Here is a 15,422-nt window from a genome sequence, read left to right as displayed (position 1 = left end):
TCGGCCAATCGCGGACGGCCGACGCGGCCGCAGACGCAGCACAGGACGGAGGTCTGCCCGGCCTCGGACAGTGTTGATTGGCTAATACTGTGATCTGTGCCGGCCGTTGCGGCCATCGGCCGGGCGATAACGCTTTCTTCAACGGCGTTCCTTAGCCTCGGTCGGGTGCCGACCGTGGGATTGTTGCATGACCCGCGCGCGTCGGACGACGCCGAGAGACCCGCCCGCCGATGGCCTTCCAAGTCGCCCACGACATCCTCAGGCAGGTCCCGGACCGGTTCCGCCGGCCCGGGATGCGGCCCGAGGTGGGGTCCGAGGTGGGGCTCGATGACCGGCGCGGATCGGGCGCGGCGATCCCGGCCGCGCCGCTCCCGGAGGCGGCCGCGTCGTCCAGCGAGCCCGCGCCGCTACCCGCCGCGATCGTGGCCGAGCCGGCGCCCGCCGCGCAGGCGGCCGACCTGCTCCAGGCCTGGCTCGGCCTCTCGGCGCAGCAGCGGACGCTGCTCGACGCCCTCGTCGCCGAACTCGGGATCGTCTCCACCGACGTGGAGGCCAACGTCCACGGCCTGTCCAACCGCTTCCAGAGCATCGCCGCCACGACCTGCGAGCAGTCGGAGATCGTCCGGGGGCTCGTCGCCTCGGTCCAGACCGTCCGGATCGACGACCGGACCCTGCAGCTCGGCGACGTCGCCGCCGGCCTCGGCGAGACGCTCACCGCCCTGATCGAGCGGATCACCCTGATGTCGTCCCGCGGGTCGACCCTCGCGCAGGGTCTGGCCGGGGTGCTCGAGGGCCTGTCGTCGGTCGAGGGGAGCGTCGCGCAGATCGAGCGGATCAACCGTCAGACCAACCTGCTCGCCCTGAACGCCAAGATCGAGGCGGCCCGGGCCGGCGCCAGCGGCGCGGCCTTCGCGGTGGTCGCCGACGAGGTGCGCGGCCTCGCCACGACGATCAACGCCCTGTCGGACGTGATCAAGCAGCAGATCGGCACCATGGCGGCCGGCCTGCGCGGCAGCCATGCCCTGCTGGGCGACATCGCGGCGATCGACATGTCCGAGGAGAGCCGGACCGCCGAGACGCGCGTCCGCATGGTGATGCGGGCGCTGGTCGAGCAGAACGCGCAGGTCGCGGGCATCCTGCAGCAGACCGCCGAGACCACGCAGGCCATCACGCAGGACGTGTCGGCGGCGATCGTGGCGATGCAGTTCCAGGACCGGGCCAAGCAGCGCATCCAGAACGTCGAGGGCCTGCTGCGCTCGGCCGGCGCGGAACTCGGGCGGCTCGCCGACCACAGCGCGGACCGCGTCGCGGCGCCGGATGCCGCGGCCGATCCGGCCTGGATCGCGGCGGCGATCGCCGGCTGCACCCTGGGGGAGGTTCGCGCGCGCCTGACCGAGCGCCTGCTCGGGGGGGCTCCGGCCTCCGAGACGCCGGCCGACGCCGCCGCCGACGATCTGGACGGCATCGACCTGTTCTGAGCGCGCCCGCCGCGCCGGCGCGCGCCGAGGGCAGCCCGTTCGGGCCCGGTCGGCGGTCGCGCCGCGGCCGGGCCTTCCCGCGCCGGACCGGCCGCGACCGGCCCCGTTCCCGGCTCCAGTCCCGTCGCGATCCGCGCGCCGCCCGCAGGGACCTGCCGCGGCCCGCATCCGCGCGGCTGCGCGCCGGTGGACGTCGATGTTCGTCCACGCCCGTCCGCGTCCGTCCACGTCCGACTGAGTCCATCGACGTTCGTCGACGCGCCGTGATGGCCGGAGCCGTGCCGCACCGCGCGCCCGAGATCCTGTGATCCGCGTCTCACACGATCGCAGTATCCGACAATCAAATTCTTCGAAACCGATGTGGATATACTTCCTGTTCAGGATTCAAATCTGTTCGTTAACCGAAAATTTCTGGTCCGATTATATACAACCCACGAAGTCAGGCGGCGGCTTCGCGTCGTGTCCCGTCACCGCGCGGTCGCCGCGCGCCGGGACAGTCTGTTCGACTGCTTGATCGCGAAAGACGCGGCCGGTCTCCGGTATCGGCGCGTCCGTTCGCGCTCAGGATCGGGCGGTTGGTTCTGTATCTGCGTTCTGTGTCCGGGGGTCCGTTCGTCCCATGACTGCTCTCGATCCCGCGGAGATCTTCCGCGCCGAGGCCGCCGAGCTGCTCGCCCGCCTGGAGACGACGCTGCTCGACCTCGGCGACCGGCCCGAGGACCGGGCCCTGATCGACACGGCCTTCCGGGCCCTGCACACCATCAAGGGCTCTGGCGCCATGTTCGGCTTCGAGCAGGTCGCCGCCTTCACCCACGATTTCGAGACCGCCTTCGACCGCGTCCGGCGCGGCGAGGTCCCGGTCGGCCGCGACCTCGTCAACGTCTCCCTCTCGGCCAAGGACTACATCCGCGGCCTCATCGAGGAGCCCGAGGCGAGCGCCCCGATCATCGGCGAGGCCATCCTGGCCGAACTCGAGCAGCTGCTCGGCGCCGCGTCCCGCCCGGCCGCCCCGTCCGCGCTCCTCCCGGAGCCGGCCGCCGAGCCCGCTGCGGCGGGGGAGGGTGGCTGGCAGATCGGCATCGCGTTCGCGCCCGAGATCCTCCGCAACGGGACCAATCCCCTGGCGCTCCTCGACGAGCTGCGCGACCTCGGCGCCTGCACGATCGTGCCGCGCCTCGACGCGCTGCCCGAGCTGCCGGCCCTCGACCCAGAGAGCCTCGCCATCGGCTGGGACGTCACGCTGCGCGCGGCCGTGCCCCGCGAGGCGATCGAGGACGTCTTCCTGTTCGTCCGGGACGAGATGACCCTGACGCTCGTCCCGGTCTCGGCCGCGCCACCGGGCGCCGCGCCCGAGCCGGCCGAGGCCGCACCGCCGCCGTCGAGGCCGTCGTCGGGGCTGCCGTCCGGCGCGGTTCCGGCTGCCGATCTCGCCGCCCGCGGGTCCGGCGAGACCGGACCGGCCGGGCCGGGGGCGGTCGAGCCCGCGGCCCGGGCCGCCGAGCGCGTCCCGGCCCGGCGGGCCGAGGAGCGGCCGGCCAGCAGTGTCCGGGTCGAGGCCGAGCGGCTCGACGAGCTGATGGACCGGGTCGGCGAGCTGGTCATCGCCCAGGCGCGGCTCAGCCAGCTCGCCGGCCTGCATGCCGATCCCGGCCTCAAGGCCATCGCCGAGGAGATCGAGCGCCTGTCCGCGCGGCTGCGCGACACCACGATGAGCATCCGCATGGTCGCCATCGGCGCCCTGTTCGGCCGCTTCCGCCGCCTCGTCCACGACCTCTCGCGCGATCTCGGCAAGCCGGTCGAGTTCGTCACCGCCGGCGAGGAGACCGAGCTCGACAAGACCGTGATCGAGCGCCTGGCCGACCCGCTCGTCCACCTGATCCGCAACGCGATCGACCACGGCATCGAGGCGCCCGAGCGCCGCGCGGCCGGCGGCAAGGCCGCCACCGGGCGGATCACGCTCACCGCCGAGCATGTCGGCGCGCAGGTGCTGGTGAGCGTGCGCGACGACGGCGCCGGGCTCGACGCGGCCCGCATCCGCGCCAAGGCCGAGGAGAAGGGCCTGTGCGCGCCGGGCGCGGTGCTCACCGACCAGCAGATCTACCAGTTCCTGTTCGCGCCGGGCTTCTCGACCGCGCAGGAGATCTCGGCCCTGTCGGGGCGCGGGGTCGGCATGGACGTCGTCAAGAAGACGATCGAGAGCCTGCGCGGCACGATCGACATCGCGACCGAGCCGGGCGGCGGCACCTGCGTGGCGCTGCGCCTGCCGCTGACGCTGGCGATCATCGAGGGGCTGCTGATCCGGGTGGGGGAGGGACGCTACGTCATCCCCCTGGCCGCGGTGGAGGAATGCGTCGAGCTGCCCGCCAGCGAGCGCGGCGGCCGCGGGCGGGACTTCCTCAACATCCGCGGCGCGCTGGTGCCGTTCCTGCGGCTGCGCAGCCTGTTCGGGGCCGCGGGCGAGCCGGACCTGCACCAGAAGGTGATCGTGGTGGCCGCCGGTGAGGCGCGGGTCGGCCTGGTGGCGGACCAGATCATCGGCAACCACCAGACCGTGATCAAGTCGCTGTCGAAGCTGCACGCGGACGTGGCGACCTTCTCCGGGGCGACGATCCTGGGTGACGGCACGGCCGCGCTGATCATCGATGTCGGCCGCCTCGTGAGCGGCGGGCGCGCCGAGGGCGTGCGCGAGTACCAGGAGGTGGCGTGATGAGCGGCGGCGTGGCGCGCGGAGTCGTCGAGCCCGGCCCGCAGGCGGCCGCCGACGGCGGCCAGCGGGACGGTCGGCAGGGCGGCCAGCAGGTGGTGATGTTCCGGATCGGTTCGGAGAGCTTCGCGCTGGAGGCCGGGATGGTGCGCGAGATCATCGATCCGATCCCGGCGACGCGGGTGGCGGGGGCGCGCCCGCATATCGATCGGATCGTGAACGTGCGCGGCAACGTCGTGCCTCTGGCCGACATCCGCGAGCGGTTCGGGATGCCGGCGGCGTCGGCGAGCCCGGACACGCGCTTCCTCGTCCTGGAGGTGGCGGTGGCGGGCGACCCCGTGGTCGTCGCGCTGGTGGCCGACAAGGTGTTCGCGGTCACGGAGGTCGATCCGGCGCAGTGCGAGGCGGTGCCGCCCGTCGGCACGACCTGGCGCCCGGAGTACATCCGCTCGATCGTCAAGGCGGGGGACGAATTCATCATCGTCCCCGAGCTCGAGCAGATCCTCGACTGAAGTCTTTCCGAAGTCCTGTCAGAATCTCGTGTTTGCGTAGGGGTAAAGGGCGATGCGTTTCTCGATCAAGGCCAAGCTCGGGGTCGGCTTCGGCGCGATCCTCGTTCTCCTGGGGACGGCCAGCGGGGTCGGCTACCAGAGGCTCACGGCCGCCGACGCGACGATGAAGTACGTCCTGAGCCGCGCCGAGATCCAGAAGCAGGTCCTCGAGGGCAAGGCGCACGCCATCCGCAGCGCGTTCAACGTCCGCGGAGCCCTGATCAGCCCGGACGAGACGCAGATGACGGAGTTCGCCAAGCGCTCGGCGACCAACCACGGTGACGCCATGGCGTCCCTGGCCAAGGTGAAGACTCTGCTCATGACCGACGAGGGCAGGAGGCTCTACGAGGACCTGTCGGCCAAGTACGAGAAGCAGAACGCGCTGGGGAACCGGGCTCTGGAGCTGACCCGCGACAATTCCAACGGGAAGACCTGGGCCGAGATCAATGCGGCGGGTCGCCCGGCGCTGGCCGCCCTGCGCACGGACCTCGACGCCCTGATCAACACGGCGACCGACGCCCAGAGCCCCGCCGGAGAGCGGCTCGCCCGGGTCGCCGCGGTGTTCAAGAGCCGGGTCGAGCGGGCCTGGGGGCAGCTGACCTCGGCCACCGGGACCACGAGCGTCGAGGCGCTCCAGCAGCGCGTGGCCCTCGCCAAGCAGTCGCGCGAGGAGATCAACCGGTCGGTGGACGAGCTCGCGGCGGCGTCCCAGGCGGCGGGAATCGCCGTGACGGCCGTCCGCGAGCGGTTCGGGACCTGGGCGTCCTCCTTCCAGCGGGCGCTCGCCCTCGTCGAGATCGGCAGCTCGGTGAAGGCGGCAGAAGTCGCCTCGGGCGAGTACGCGACGGTGAGCACGACGGCGATCAACGCGTTCGAGGCGCTGGCGGATCGGCAGAAGCGGTTCATGGACGACGCCGCGGCCCAGGCCAACGCGGAATCCGCCCAGGGTCAGACGATCCTGCTGAGCGTGGCGGCGGCCGCGCTCCTCATGGGCCTCGGCATCGCGACCTGGCTCGCGCTGTCGATCTCCCGCGGCCTCGGCCGTGCCGTCTCGCTGGCCGACGCGGTGTCGATGGGCGACCTGAGCCAGACCGCGACGGTCACGACCAACGACGAGCTCGGCGACCTCGTCGACGCCATGGGCCGCATGACCGAGAACCTGAACGCGACCGCGGCGCTCGCCAACGCGATCGCCCAGGGCGACCTCACCGTGGAGGCCCGGCCGCTCTCCGACAAGGACACGATGGGCCTCGCCCTGCAGACCATGCTGTCGAAGCTGCGCACCGTCGTGGCCGAGGCGACCGCGGCGGCCGGCAACGTCTCGGCGGGGTCCCAGGAGCTCTCGGCCTCGGCCGAGCAGCTGTCGCAGGGTTCGACCGAGCAGGCCTCGTCGACCGAGGAAGCCTCGGCCTCCATGGAGGAGATGGCCGCCAACGTGAAGCAGAACGCCGAGAACGCCAGCCAGACCGAGACGATCGCCCGGCAATCGGCCCAGGACGCCGAGGCGAGCGGCATCGCCGTCGGCCGCGCCGTCGAGGCCATGCAGACCATCGCCCAGAAGATCACCATCGTGCAGGAGATCGCCCGCCAGACCGACCTGCTGGCGCTCAACGCCGCCGTGGAGGCGGCCCGGGCCGGTGAGCACGGTCGCGGGTTCGCGGTGGTCGCCAGCGAGGTGCGCAAGCTCGCCGAGCGCAGCCAGGCGGCCGCGGCCGAGATCGGCACGCTCTCGTCCGACACCGTCAAGGCCGCCCAGCAGGCCGGCGACATGCTCGGCAAGCTCGTGCCCGACATCAAGAAGACCGCCAGCCTGGTCGAGGAGATCACCGCCGCCTGCCGCGAGCAGGATGTCGGCTCGGGCCAGATCAACCAGGCGATCCAGCAGCTCGACAAGGTGACCCAGCAGAACGCCAGCGCCTCCGAGCAGGTCTCGGCCACCTCCGAGGAGCTGGCCACCCAGGCCGAGAAGCTGCAGGCGACGATCGCCTACTTCCGGATCACCGAGGCGGCCGCGCCGGTGGCCGGTGTCGACCAGGCGGTGACGCGGCTGCGCGCGACCGCGGCGCGGATGGGCACGCCCTCGGCGGCGATCCGCTCCCCGAGCCCGAAGCGGGCGGGCGCGCGCGGCCCGGCCGGGGGCGGCGGCTTCGCCCTCGACATGGGCGAGGGCGACGCGCAGGACGCCGCCTTCACCCGGGTCGCCTGACACCTCGCCCGAGGCCCGGATCCGCGCGGTGCCCGTGCCCGCGCGGATCCCGCCGCCGTCGTCAGCCGCCGTCGTCAGCCGCCGTCGCGAGCCGCCGTCGCGCGCCGCGCTCCAGCCGGAGATCCTGCATGTCCAGTGTGTGGCAGTACCTGACCCTCGGCCTCGGGGCCGAGACCTTCGGGATCGACGTCGAGCACGTCCACGAGATCCTCGACTACCGGGTCCCGGCCGCGCTTCCGCAGGCGCCGGCCTTCCTGCTCGGCATGATCGACGTGCGCGGGCAGAGCTACCCGGTGGTGGACCTGCGGACCAAGCTCGGACTGCCGCCGGTGGCGCGCACGCCGGCCACCCGGATCATCCTGCTCAACGTGCCGATGCCCGGCCGGCCGCTGCGGGTCGGGTTCGTGGCCGACCGGGTGATCGAGGTGACCGAGCTCGACCGGGCCGAGATGGAGGCGGCGCCCGAGGTCGGCGGGCGCTGGAACGCCCGCTACATCGCGGGGATCGGCCGCCGGGGCGAGGCCTTCGTGGTGGTGTTCGACCTCGTCGCGCTCATGGACGGCGACGGCCCGGCCCTGGTCGCGACCCCGCAGGCCGCCTGAAGGATCCGCCACCATGGAGGCCGATCCGGGTCACCTGAGCGACCGGCACTTCCGCTCGGTCGCCGACCTCGTCCAGCAGCATGCCGGCATCCAGCTCCCGCCGGCCAAGCGCACCATGGTCGAGGGGCGGCTGCGCAAGCGCATGCGCGCCCTCGATCTCCCGACCCTGGAGGCCTACGGCCGCCACCTGTTCGAGGCCGGCCACCTCGCGGACGAGTTCCCGCACCTCGTCGACTGCGTGACGACGAACAAGACCGACTTCTTCCGCGAGCCCGCGCATTTCGACCTGCTGCGCGAGACGATCGTGCCGCGGCTGGCGGCGCGGGGCGACCGGCCGCTGCTCAAGGTCTGGAGCGCGGCGGCCTCGACCGGTGCCGAGGCCTACACGCTGGCGATGGTCCTGCACGACATGGCCGCCGACCGGTTCCGCTACGCCATCCTTGGGACCGACATCTCCTCGGAGGTGCTCGACCGTGCCCGGACGGCGATCTACCCGGCCGAGATGCTCGACGCCGTGCCGCCGGACCTGCGCCGCCGCTACGTGATGGTCGCGCGCGATCCGGCCCGGCGCGAGGGGCGGATCGTGCCGGAGCTGCGCGCCCGGGTGCGGTTCCAGCGGCTCAACCTGATGGACGAGACCTACCCGATCGACCGGGACGTCGACCTCATCTTCTGCCGCAACGTGCTGATCTACTTCGACAAGCCGACCCAGAAGGCGGTGGTCGCGCGCCTGGCCGGGCACCTGCGCCCCGGCGGCTACCTGATCGTCGGCCATTCCGAATCCATGGCGGGCGTCGGCGTGGCCGGCCTCGACCAGATCTCCTCGACCGTCTTCGGCAAGCTGCGGGAATCCGGCCGGTGAGCGCGTCCAGACCGATCCGCGTCCTGATCGTCGACGACTCGGCCTCCGTCCGCCAGACGCTGTGCAGCATCCTGGGGACGGCGCCCGACATCGAGATCCTGGGCACCGCCGCCGATCCGTTCATCGCGGCGCGCCGCATCCAGGAGGAGATCCCGGACGTCATCATCCTCGATCTCGAGATGCCGCGCATGGACGGCCTGACCTTCCTGCGCAAGATCATGGCGCAGAAGCCGCTCCCGGTGATCGTCTGCTCGACCCTGACCGAGGCCGGGTCCCGGATCCTGTTCGAGGTGCTGGAGGCGGGCGCCGTCGACGTGCTGCCGAAACCGCGCGTCGACACCCGCCAGTTCCTGCTCGAATCCACGGTCCGGGTCTGCGACGCGGTCCGGGCCGCCGCCCGGGCCAAGCTGCGCGGGAGCCGGCCGTCCCGGCCGCTGGTGGAGGCGAAGCTCTCGGCCGACGTCGTCCTGCCGCCGCCCGTGCCCGGGCGCGTCGTGGCCGGGACCGACCGGATCGTCTGCATCGGCGCGTCGACGGGCGGCACGGAGGCGCTGCGCGACGTGCTCGAGGTGCTGCCCGCCGAGTCCCCCGGTCTCGTCATCGTGCAGCACATGCCGGAGCATTTCACGGCGGCGTTCGCCAAGCGGCTGAACGGCCTCTGCGCGATCGCCGTCAAGGAGGCGGAGGACGGCGATCCCGTGGTGCGGGGCCGTGCCCTGATCGCCCCGGGCGGGCGGCACCTCATGGTCGAGCGCCGGGGCGGCAGCTACACGGTGTCGGTGAAGGACGGTCCCCTCGTCGCGCGCCACCGCCCGTCGGTCGACGTCCTGTTCCGGTCGGCCGCCCGGGCCGCGGCCGCGAACGCGCTCGGCATCCTGCTGACCGGCATGGGCGACGACGGCGCCAACGGCCTGCTGGAGATGCGTCGCGCCGGGGCGCAGACGGTCGCCCAGGACGAGGCGAGCTGCGTCGTGTTCGGGATGCCCAAGGAGGCGATCGACCGCGGTGCGGCCGCCAAGATCCTGCCGCTGGAGCAGATGCACCTGGAGATCCGGCGCTTCGGCCTGCCCGCGGCGCGCTGAGGCCGGGGCGGGCGCCGGGGCCGGGTTCAGGACTGGTCGCGTTGCCCGGGCTGCGCCTCGGCGACCGCCCGGCGCCCTCGCGTGCGGCTGGACGGCTGGTCCGCTGCGCGCCGCGTCCGGCCGGTACCCGTCTTCACCGACCGGCCTCGAGGAAGCTTCTTGCTTCCGCCGCGCCGCGCGCTGCGCTGCGTGATCTGTTCAGGGTGGGGACCCTGTTCCTGCGTCCCGGATCCAGCAGCTCCTGCACGCCGGGCGGGTGATCGGGCACGCGGAACAGGCGGGCCAGCCCGTCGGCGACGCCCCGGAGAACGGCATCTGCCTGCTCGTGATCGTCCTGGCCCTGTACGACGATGAAACTCATCTGCGCACCCGGATGGTTCGTTCAGGTCCTCAACTCGACACGCTGCGAAGGGTTGCCGGGCCTGTCGGAAGTTATCCGACGATCATGCGAATCCGCACGTCATGAACGTCATGTAATCAACCAGTGGTCGCATCGCGTTGAATAATGAATGATTGTGCCCGGTGGTGACGGCGACTCGCCACGATTCCCGGAGTCTTTCTCAACGCACGGTCGGATCGCGTTCGGGGCGATACCGGGCAGAGTTGTGCTGGTGCGCCACGGCACGCGCTGCGCAGCGCGACGGCGGTTCAGTGACCGGGCGGCGGGGAGTCGGACCGGTCAGGGCCGATCCGGCCGGCCGGCTCACGCGGCGTAGCGGTCGAGGGCCAGATCGTCGCTCGCGATCTCGGGGGCCCGTCCGGACACGAGGTCGGCGAGCAGGCGGCCCGATCCGCAGGCCATCGTCCAGCCCAGCGTGCCGTGTCCGGTGTTGGTGAACAGGTTCCCGACCCGCGTGCCCCCGACGATCGGCGTGCCGTCCGGCGTCATCGGCCGCAGGCCGGTCCAGAACGCGGCTCGGTCGAGGTCGCCGCCGGCCGGGAACAGGTCCTGCACCGAGCGCGCGAGGGTCTCGCGGCGCGGCAGGCGCAGGGCGCTGCTGAAGCCGGCGAGCTCGGCGGTGCCGCCGACGCGGATGCGGTCGCCGAGCCGGGTGATCGCGACCTTGTAGGTCTCGTCCATCACCGTCGAGACCGGCGCGGCCGCCGGATCGGTGATGGGGAGCGTGAGCGAGTAGCCCTTCACCGGGTAGACCGGCAGGGCGATCCCGAGGGGGCGCAGCAGGGCCGGCGTGTAGCTGCCCAGCGCCGCCACGTAGGCATCCGCCCGCAGGAGGTCGCCGTCGGCGGTCTCGACCGCCGTCACCCGGTCCCCGGCGTGGTGCAGGTGCGCGATCGCCGTGCGGTAGCGGAAGGTGACGCCGAGGCCCTCGCAGATCGCGGCGAGGCGCTGCGTGAACAGGTGCGCGTCGCCGGTCTCGTCGCCCGGCAGCCGCAGGCCGCCGACGAAGACGTCGCGCACGGCGGCGAGCGCCGGCTCGGCACTGACGCAGCCGGCCGGGTCCAGCACCGTGTAGGGCACGCCGTAGGCGTCGAGGACGCGGGTGTCGTCGCCGACATGGTCGAGCTGCTTCTGCGTCCGGAAGAGCTGGAGCGTGCCCTTCTCCCGGTGATCGTAGGCGATGCCGGTCTCGGTGCGCAGGTCGCGCAGCGCGTCGCGGCTGTACTCGGCGAGCCGGACCATGCGGCCCTTGTTCCGCTGGTAGGCCTCCTCGGTGCAGTTCGCGAGCATGCGCGTGAGCCATGCGTAGAGGCGGGGCTCGAGCCGCGGCCACAGCACCAGGGGGCGGTGCCGCATCATCAGCCACTTGAGCGCCTTCACGGGGATCCCGGGCGCCGCCCAGGGGGCCGAGTAGCCCGGCGAGACCTGCCCGGCATTGGCGAAGCTGGTCTCCAGGCCGGAGCCCGGCTGGCGCTCCAGCACGGTGACCTGATGGCCGGCCCGGGCGAGATAGTAGGCCGAGGTGACGCCGACGACGCCGCCGCCGAGGATGAGGACGTGCATGGCGGGCCTCAGGCTCCGAGATAGATGCGGTGGAAGCGGTGGCCGAGGCTGGTCAGGACCTCGTAGCCGATCGTGCCGGCCGCCGCGGCGACGGCGTCGACGTCGCGCTCCGGCCCGACGATGTCGACGAGCGCCCCCGGCCCGAGGGTGCCGGGCGCCACGTCGGTGACGTCGAGGACGAGGCTGTCCATCGAGACGCGCCCGACCACGGGCAGCCGGGCGCCGCCGAACCACGCCGCGCCGCCCGCCGTGCTGCGGAAGAACCCGTCCGCGTAGCCGATCGCGACCGTGGCAAGGCGGCTGTCCCTGTCGACTCGGGCCGCGTGCCCGTAGCCGACCGGCGTCCCCGCCGGGACGCCGCGCGTCTGCATCACTCGGGCCCGCAGCCCGATCACCGGCCGCATCGGGTTCTCCGCACCCTCCTGCGGGGCGATCCCGTAGAGGGCGGCGCCGGGGCGCACGAGGTCGAAGTGGAAGTCCCGACCGAGGAAGATCCCCGACGAGGCCGCGAGGCTCGCCGGCACCGTCGGCAGGCGCCGCCGGACCGCCCGGAAGACGGCGCGCTGCGCCGCGTTGACCGGGCTGTCGGGCTCGCCCGCGCAGGCGAGGTGGCTCATCACCAGCCGCAGGTCGAGGCCCTCAAGCGCGTCCGGGTCGTCGAGCAGCGCGCCGACCTCCTCCGGCGCGAAGCCGAAGCGGGCCATGCCGGTGTCGATCTGGAGGATCGCCGGCAGGCGCCGCGCGCGCCGCCGGGCCAGGCCCTGCCAGCCGCCGAGCTGGGACAGGTCGTTGAGGACGGGCACGAGGTCGTGGTCCGCGCAGGTCGCCTCGCTGCCCGGGGCGGCGCCGTTGAGCACGGCGATCGCCGCCCCGGGCCCGACGATGGATCGGAGGGCGACGCCCTCGCCGACCTGGGCGACGAAGAAGTGCCGGCAGCCCGCGGCGGCCAGGACCGGCGCGACCCGGTCGGCGCCGAGGCCGTAGGCGTCCGCCTTGACGACGGCCGCGCAGGCGGCCGTCCCGGCTCGCGCGGCGAGCAGGCGGTAATTCTCCGCGATGGCCGCGAGATCGATCGTGAGGAGGGCGGAGGCCGTCCCGGCCGGGCCCGCATCGGGCCGGAGCTCGCGGTCGATCATGCTCATGGCGGCCCTCGGAACGGCGCTCGGATGCAGTGCCAAAAGGCTACACGAAGGATCGTCGAACGAGCGTGCATCCTGTCGAAGAGATTTGAGTTTCGAGCTTGGCCGTGGAAATATCTGCGGCCAGTTCGAAGATCCTGCGAGGCGCGCGTGGACGCGATCGACCGCCGCATCATCCAGGCCCTGCGCGGCGACGGCCGGATCAGCAACGCGGATCTCGCCGCGGCGGTCGGCCTGTCGGCGTCCGCCTGCCATCGCCGCGTGCGGCTGCTGGAGGAATCCGGAATCATCCGGGGCTACACCGCGCTGATCGGCGGCGCGGTCGACGGGCCGGGCCTCGTGGTCCTCACGCAGTTCACCCTGGACCGCCAGACCGAGGACTATCTCAACCGGTTCGAGGCGGCCGTCCGGCGCTGTCCCGAGGTGCAGGACTGCTATCTGATGACCGGGACGGCCGATTACCTCGTGAAGCTCAAGGTGATCGACGCGGCCGACTACGAGCGGCTGCACAAGGATGTCCTGTCGCGGCTGCCGGGGGTCGCCCGGCTGCAATCGAGCTTCGCGATCCGGACCGTCGTGGCCGCCGGCCGGCCGCTCTGAAGGAAGCCCCGCCATGACGCCGAGCACCGAACCGCGCTGGGACGCCCCTTGCGACCTGCGCCTCCACGACGCCGCGCTCGCCGAGGGAAGCCGGGCGACGATCGACATCCGGGGCGACCGCGTGTCGGCGCTGCGGGATCCCGCCGCGCCGCTCCCGCCCGCCGGCCGCACGATCGATCTCGGCGGCGCCCTGGTGCTGCCGGGCCTGTCGGACGGGCACGTCCACCTCGACAAGTGCCTGCTCGGCCTGCCGTGGCGCCCGCACGCGGCGGCGGGGTCCGTCCGCGCGATCATCGACGACGAGAAGGCGTTCCGCCGCGCCACGCGGATCCCGCTCGCCGAGCAGGGTGCCGAGGCGCTGCTCGAACGCATGCTCCGCGGCGGCACGACGAGCCTGCGGACCCATGTCGACGTCGACGACGTCACGCGGCTCGACCACCTCGGCCAGATCCTCGACCTGCGGGCGCGCTGGGCCGACCGCCTGCAGATCCAGATCGTCGCCTTCCCGCAGAGCGGGATCCTGGGCTGCCCGCCGGTCGCCGACGACCTGGACGCGGCCCTGCGGATGGGCGCGGACCTCGTCGGCGGCCTCGATCCCGTCGGCATCGACGGAGACCGCGACGGTCACCTCGACATCGTCTTCGCCCTGGCCGAGCGGCACGGGCGGGGCATCGACATCCATCTCCACGAGGGCGGCGCGGCCGGACTCGCCACGATCGCGGCGATCGCGGCCCGGACAGCGGCGGCCGGGCTCGGCGGGCAGGTCACGATCAGCCACGCCTTCGCCCTCGCGGAGGCCGACGACCTGGAACTCGGCCGGATCGCCGAGGCCCTGAACCGGGCCGGCGTCGCGATCCTCAGCAGCGTGCCGGGCGGGGCCCGATGCCCGCCGATCCCGCGGCTGCGCGAACTCGGCGTCCCGGTCTGCCTCGGCACCGACAACGTCCGCGACTGCTGGAACCCCGCCACGGTCACCGGCATGGTCGCCCGCGCCCAGCTCGCCGCCTACCGGTTCGACCTGCGCACCGACGCGGACCTCGCGGCGTTGCTGGCGCCGATCACCGCCGTCCCGGCGCGGGTGCTGGGCCTCGGTCCGGGCGCGATGGCGCCCGGCGCGCGGGCCGACCTGATCGCCTTCGCGGCCGGCGGCGTGCCGCAGGTGATCGTGGAGCGCCAGGAGCCCGTGCTGGTCGTGGCGCGGGGCGCCGTCGCAGTCGACCGGCGCGGCGCGGCCGCCGGGGACCCGCCGCCGTGAACGACCGCGCGCTGCGCTACCTGCTGGCCGTCGTGCGCGCGGGCTCGGTCCGGGCGGCCGCCGATGTCCTGAACGTCGCCGCCTCGGCGGTGAGCCGGCAGATCATCGAGCTGGAGGCGCAGGTCGGCGAGACCCTGCTCGAGCGCCTGCCCCGGGGCGTGGTCCCCACCGAGGCCGGCCGCCTCGTCGCCGAGCACGCGCAGCGGCAGGCCGACGAGGCGGCCCTGCTGGAGGACCAGCTGAAGCGCCTGCGCGGGGTGCAGCGGGGGACGGTCAGCCTACGCTGCGGCGCCGGCTTCCTGATCGACCTCCTCGACAACGCCCTGGCCGGCTTCGCCCAGGACCATCCGGGCATCGCCTATCAGGTCGAGATCGGCACGACCGACGGGATCCTCGCGGCGATCGCCCGGGGGGACGCGGATATCGGCCTCGTCTACAACCCGCCCGCGCACCCGGATGTCCGTGGGATCGTCTCCGCCCGGCAGCCGCTCCTCGCCGTCCTGCCGATGGGGCATCCCCTCGCCGACGGGGCGGCGCCGGTCCCGCTGCGCAGCTTCGCCACCGAACCCGCCGCCCTCCTGCCCCCCGACCACGGGGTCCGGCAGCTGATCGGCCGCGTCGAGGCCGACGGCGGATTCCGGCTGGTGCCGCGGCTGGAGACGGCGTCCTTCGAGCTGCACCGCCGCTTCGTGATGGCCGCCATGGGCGTCGCGTTCCTGCCCCGCTTCGTGGTCGCGGCCGAGCTGCGCGACGGCCTCCTCGCGGCTTTGCCGCTGCGCGACGCCATCCTGTCGGAGGCGAGCGCCCACCTCGTCATCCGCGCGGGGCGGCGCCTGCCGGAGGGCGCGGCGCGGCTGCTCGGCTGGCTGGCCGACCACATGGTGGCGTTCCGGCTGCCGCCGGCGTGACGCGAGCGTGCGGATTTTCCGCACGCTTCGTGCAGAAATCGGTTGTTGTCGCAACGCTCGTTTGCCGGAACT

At 73.1% G+C, this 15,422-nt stretch carries 13 protein-coding genes; 10 read left to right on the top strand and 3 right to left on the bottom strand.

All coding sequences use genetic code 11. The features are described from left to right. Positions 1 to 230: 230 nt before the first annotated feature. From BM419_RS22795 to BM419_RS22765, 7 genes are all read left to right on the top strand, one after another. Positions 231 to 1,478 carry a methyl-accepting chemotaxis protein gene (locus tag BM419_RS22795; RefSeq protein WP_091927765.1) on the top strand — a complete coding sequence of 416 codons (1,248 nt, stop codon included), beginning with the start codon at positions 231 to 233 and terminating at the stop codon, positions 1,476 to 1,478. 619 nt (positions 1,479 to 2,097) lie between these two features. Continuing rightward, positions 2,098 to 4,185 (top strand): chemotaxis protein CheA, encoded by a 2,088-nt coding sequence (locus tag BM419_RS22790; RefSeq protein ID WP_091927764.1) that lies wholly within the window; start codon positions 2,098 to 2,100, stop codon positions 4,183 to 4,185. Beyond that, positions 4,185 to 4,694, top strand: a complete 510-nt coding sequence (locus BM419_RS22785) for a chemotaxis protein CheW (RefSeq protein WP_091675922.1) — start codon at positions 4,185 to 4,187, stop codon at positions 4,692 to 4,694. The genes BM419_RS22790 and BM419_RS22785 overlap by 1 nt, the downstream gene beginning before the upstream one ends. Before the next feature lie 52 nt (positions 4,695 to 4,746). Beyond that, entirely contained in the window at positions 4,747 to 6,939 is a 2,193-nt protein-coding gene (locus BM419_RS22780) for a HAMP domain-containing methyl-accepting chemotaxis protein (protein ID WP_091927763.1), read from the top strand. A 128-nt stretch (positions 6,940 to 7,067) separates the two neighbouring features. Continuing rightward, positions 7,068 to 7,541 (top strand): chemotaxis protein CheW, encoded by a 474-nt coding sequence (locus BM419_RS22775; protein ID WP_091927762.1) that lies wholly within the window; start codon positions 7,068 to 7,070, stop codon positions 7,539 to 7,541. Positions 7,542 to 7,554: 13 nt separating this feature from the next. After that, positions 7,555 to 8,403 carry a CheR family methyltransferase gene (locus tag BM419_RS22770; RefSeq protein WP_091927761.1) on the top strand — a complete coding sequence of 283 codons (849 nt, stop codon included), beginning with the start codon at positions 7,555 to 7,557 and terminating at the stop codon, positions 8,401 to 8,403. Then, the gene (locus BM419_RS22765; protein ID WP_091927760.1) at positions 8,400 to 9,485 is read left to right on the top strand and encodes a protein-glutamate methylesterase/protein-glutamine glutaminase; all 1,086 of its coding nucleotides are present in this window, start codon (positions 8,400 to 8,402) and stop codon (positions 9,483 to 9,485) included. The genes BM419_RS22770 and BM419_RS22765 overlap by 4 nt, the downstream gene beginning before the upstream one ends. Before the next feature lie 133 nt (positions 9,486 to 9,618). On the opposite strand, the gene BM419_RS22760 is transcribed toward BM419_RS22765, so the two are convergent. From BM419_RS22760 to alr, 3 genes are all read right to left on the bottom strand, one after another. Beyond that, complete coding sequence (locus BM419_RS22760; RefSeq protein WP_091927759.1) at positions 9,619 to 9,846, bottom strand: hypothetical protein; 228 nt, start codon at positions 9,844 to 9,846, stop codon at positions 9,619 to 9,621. A 342-nt stretch (positions 9,847 to 10,188) separates the two neighbouring features. Further along, a complete protein-coding gene (locus BM419_RS22755; protein ID WP_091927758.1) occupies positions 10,189 to 11,448 on the bottom strand; it encodes a D-amino acid dehydrogenase in 1,260 nt (419 codons plus the stop codon). Positions 11,449 to 11,456: 8 nt separating this feature from the next. Next, positions 11,457 to 12,590 (bottom strand): alanine racemase, encoded by a 1,134-nt coding sequence (gene alr, locus BM419_RS22750; protein ID WP_091927757.1) that lies wholly within the window; start codon positions 12,588 to 12,590, stop codon positions 11,457 to 11,459. A gap of 147 nt (positions 12,591 to 12,737) precedes the next feature. Between alr and BM419_RS22745 the strand changes: the two genes are divergently transcribed. From BM419_RS22745 to BM419_RS22735, 3 genes are read left to right on the top strand one after another with little or no spacing between them, the layout of a single operon-like run. Then, positions 12,738 to 13,187: an Lrp/AsnC family transcriptional regulator gene (locus tag BM419_RS22745; RefSeq protein ID WP_020091060.1), complete on the top strand. Its 450-nt coding sequence runs from the start codon at positions 12,738 to 12,740 to the stop codon at positions 13,185 to 13,187. Between the two features lie 13 nt (positions 13,188 to 13,200). After that, positions 13,201 to 14,442, top strand: a complete 1,242-nt coding sequence (locus BM419_RS22740; protein WP_091927756.1) for an amidohydrolase — start codon at positions 13,201 to 13,203, stop codon at positions 14,440 to 14,442. Continuing rightward, the gene (locus BM419_RS22735) at positions 14,439 to 15,350 is read left to right on the top strand and encodes a LysR family transcriptional regulator (protein WP_091927755.1); all 912 of its coding nucleotides are present in this window, start codon (positions 14,439 to 14,441) and stop codon (positions 15,348 to 15,350) included. Before BM419_RS22740 ends, BM419_RS22735 begins: the two co-directional genes overlap by 4 nt. The last annotated feature ends 72 nt before the right edge of the window (positions 15,351 to 15,422 follow it).

The sequence above is a fragment of the Methylobacterium sp. yr668 genome (genome assembly GCF_900116245.1).
Taxonomy (GTDB): domain Bacteria; phylum Pseudomonadota; class Alphaproteobacteria; order Rhizobiales; family Beijerinckiaceae; genus Methylobacterium.
This window is presented reverse-complemented; position numbering and strand designations above follow the sequence as displayed.